General features: G+C 67.4%; 3 protein-coding genes. 1 reads left to right on the plus strand and 2 read right to left on the minus strand.

Going from position 1 to position 1832, the window contains the following annotated elements; all coding sequences use genetic code 11:
• Positions 1-165 precede the first annotated feature (165 nt).
• Entirely contained in the window at positions 166-432 is a 267-nt protein-coding gene (locus ACWGJO_RS41495) for a helix-turn-helix domain-containing protein (RefSeq protein ID WP_452190953.1), read from the plus strand.
• A gap of 30 nt (positions 433-462) precedes the next feature.
• Here ACWGJO_RS41495 and ACWGJO_RS41500 read toward each other — a convergent pair whose 3' ends face one another.
• Together ACWGJO_RS41500 and ACWGJO_RS41505 are read right to left on the minus strand one after the other, a co-directional pair.
• Positions 463-639, minus strand: coding sequence for a hypothetical protein (locus ACWGJO_RS41500; protein WP_452190954.1), 177 nt, complete (start codon positions 637-639; stop codon positions 463-465).
• A 247-nt stretch (positions 640-886) separates the two neighbouring features.
• Entirely contained in the window at positions 887-1717 is an 831-nt protein-coding gene (locus tag ACWGJO_RS41505; protein ID WP_452190955.1) for an IS5 family transposase, read from the minus strand.
• Positions 1718-1832 lie beyond the last annotated feature (115 nt).

Consider the following 1832-nt stretch of genomic DNA (forward strand, 5'->3'; position numbering starts at 1 on the left):
GGGGATAGCTCTGAGAGGGCGGTATGAAAAGATTTGCCCGATTTTTCTCTGTCTCGTGATCGGCCTGCGGGGAAGAGCAGTTAGCGGGGGCCTGCTGCTGCCCTCGCAGCCTGGGGCCGAGCCAGAAGGCTGTCCGCAGCCAGGGCTCTGCGACATACTCCGGTCATGAGTGAGGAATCGGCACGGCTGGCGCGAGCCCTCGTTGAGTTCCGTGAAGCCGAAGGGATCTCGGAGCGTGAGCTCGCACGACGCACCTGGCTGAGTCACGCGACCATTAGGACCTTCGAACGCGACCGTGGGGACCTGCCCACTCCGGCCGTTGCCCGCAGGTTCGAGGAAGTCCTCGGCTGGGCTCCGGGGAGCATCAAGGCCACGCCGTCCGAGGCGACGGGCCTTGATTCATCGGCCGATTCGAGCTCAGACCTCGAGTAGGCGCGCTGGTCAGGGCTGCTTGCCGGACGGCTACGGTCGTGGCAGGGCGAACAAGCCCGGTTCGGTCTCGGCCAGGATGTTGCGCCCGGTCAGGCGCTTGAGCTTCAAACGGACGTTGTTGATGTTGTTCGGAGCGGGGTCCAGATCCATCGCCTCGCACACGCCCCGTGCCCGCAGCGGACCGTCTGCCTGGGCGAACACCGCCATGATTTCCTGGTAGGCCGCCCCGTCCGGCAGCTTCGGGGCGGACGCCGACGGCGCGGACGGGCCGGGTCGGGCAGCTCCAGCAGCGTCTTGCGGGTGATCCGCACTTCCTCGGCGGCCCGGCCGAGCTCGTCCAGCACGGCGGTGAGCCGCGTGATCTGCTCGCGGGTCTCTTCGGCCTGCGCGGCGATCTCCCGCTCGCGCTCCTCCAGACGTACCAGCACCGCCCCCAGGGTCAGGTCCCCACTGGTCACGCGCCGCGCCATGACGTCGCGCCGCCGGTCAGCCGGCCAACCATCACGTCGCTTATCGCCCAGTAGACCCGGGACTCGGCCGAGGCGGGGCGGTGCTCGTAGTCGCGTACCAGCCGCCGATGCAGCATCAAGATCCCGTTCGTCTGCTCCACTCGCCAGCGGATCGGCTGCGGGACGAACCCGGTCTCGGCCGGTTTGCGCTCGACGACTTCGACGTCGATGCCCACTTGCTGGCCGTGGTCCACGACGGTCTTTTCGAACCCCTGGTCCACCAGAGCCTTCGTCACGGTGCCGTCACTGCTTGCTGCGACCTTGTCGAGCAGAGCGGTGCCGAAGGCGTTGTCGTGGACGGAGGCCGCCAGCACGACCACGGCGATCACCAGGCCAAGCACGTCCACGGCGAGTCCCCGTTTGCGGCCGGGCACCTTCTTCGCCGCGTCGCGTCCCGTCGTCTCGGCCGGCACCCCGGCCGCCGCGTGCAGGCTCTGGGTGTCGAGCACCACCAGGCTGGGGTCGGCTAATCGGCCCCTCTTCTCGCGGACCTGCCAGCGCAGCAGGTCGTGAATGACCTGGTCGGTGCCGTCATTGCGCCATGTGTAGAAGTAGTACTTCACCGCACCGGCGGGTGGAAGGTCGTGTGGGAGGTAGTCCCACTGGCAGCCGGTCCGGGACTGGTAGAGCAGGGCGTTGACGATCTCCCGCATCTCGTAGCGGCCTTCGTGGCCGCTGACCGAGGGATGCTGGACCTTCCACGAGGTGATCACCGGCTCGATCAGCGCCCAGCGTTCGTCGGATAAGTCGCTCTTGTAGGGCTTGCGGTCACTCACGCAGTCACCTCAGCACGGCGCCAGCCCCGCGATCTGCCGGAGGCGGCAAGGCCACACGTTCAGGCGACGACAGAACGGACTTAATCTCTCATTCCGCCCTCTGAAGTGGGCGTCA

Source organism: Kitasatospora sp. NPDC054795 (assembly GCF_053611565.1).

Excerpts from the sequence above, each read along its gene's own strand:
- ACWGJO_RS41495 (WP_452190953.1), top strand. The coding sequence starts at position 166 with ATGAGTGAGGAATCGGCACGGCTGGCGCGAGCCCTCGTTGAGTTCCGT.
- ACWGJO_RS41500 (WP_452190954.1), bottom strand. The coding sequence starts at position 639 with ATGGCGGTGTTCGCCCAGGCAGACGGTCCGCTGCGGGCACGGGGCGTG.